Below are 1,104 nucleotides of genomic sequence, written 5' to 3'. Positions count from 1 at the left end.
GGCCACGGCCCAGGAGCCGACGAAAATCCGGTTCACGCTGGACTGGAAGATCTCGGGCCCGCACGCCTTCTACTACTGGGCGAAGCAGAAGGGCTACTTCGCCGCCGAGGGTCTCGACGTCACCATCGACCAGGGCGAAGGCTCCGCCGCGACCGTCACGCGGGTGATGAGCGGCGCCTACGACGCCGGCTTCGGCGACATCAACGCCATCGTGCAGACCGCCGCGGCGAAGCCCGGCGAGCAGCCCGCGATGGTCTATCTGGTCTACAACCGCGCCCCTTACGTGATCATCGCGAAGGCCGACGGGCCGGTCAAAAGCCTGAAGGATCTCGAAGGCCGCATCGTCAGCGCACCGGCCGGGTCGGCGACGCTGCGCCTCCTGCCGGCGCTGGGCGCCAAGGCCGGCTTCGATGCGAGCAAGGTCAACATCCTCAACGCCGCGCCGAATCTGATCGAGCAGATGCTGGTGCAGGGGCAGGCCGACGCCATCGCCCAGTTCTCGGTGACGAGCTGGCTGAACTTCGTCGCCATGAAGCGCGACCCGGCCAAGGACTTCCGCTGGTTCTTCTACGGCGATCTCGGGCTGGATCTCTATTCCAACGGCGTCATGGTCTCGCAGAAGCTCCTGAAGGAGAAGCCCGCCGCGGTGCGGGGCCTGGTCAAGGCGATCAACCGCGCCGTGATGGACGTCGCCGCCGACCCCGACGCCGCCATCGCGCTGGTCACGGGGCTGGAGCCGCTGATCAATGCCGACATCGAGAAGCAGCGGCTCGTCTACACGATCAAGGAGCTGATGATCTCGCCGGAGACGGCGAAGCTCGGCCTGGGCGACCTCGACGACGCGCGCCTCGCCGCCGCGATCGCCACGGTCGCGGACGCCTATGGCCTCGACAAGCGTCCGGACGTGCGCGCCGTGTTCGTACGCGACTTCCTCCCGCCGGCGGCCGAGCGCGACATCGCCGCCGCCAAGGGGAAGTGAGAGCGCCCGATGTCATCACGGCGTCATGGCCGGGCTTGTCCCGGCCATCCACGGACGAGCTCCGGCGCGGTGTCGTGGGTGATGCGCAAGCTCGTGGATGGCCGGGACAAGCCCGGCCATGACGG

At 68.3% G+C, this 1,104-nt stretch carries 1 protein-coding gene; it reads left to right on the top strand.

Translation table 11 applies throughout. The features are described 5' to 3' along the window. Positions 1-979: ABC transporter substrate-binding protein (locus tag CH341_RS31425; protein WP_111423641.1), on the top strand; the 979-nt coding region annotated here is incomplete at its 5' end. Between the last annotated feature and the right edge of the window lie 125 nt (positions 980-1,104).

The sequence above is a fragment of the Rhodoplanes roseus genome, from assembly GCF_003258865.1.
GTDB lineage: Bacteria > Pseudomonadota > Alphaproteobacteria > Rhizobiales > Xanthobacteraceae > Rhodoplanes > Rhodoplanes roseus.
Note: the sequence above shows the minus strand (reverse complement) of the source record. Positions and strands in the feature narration are given on the sequence as shown.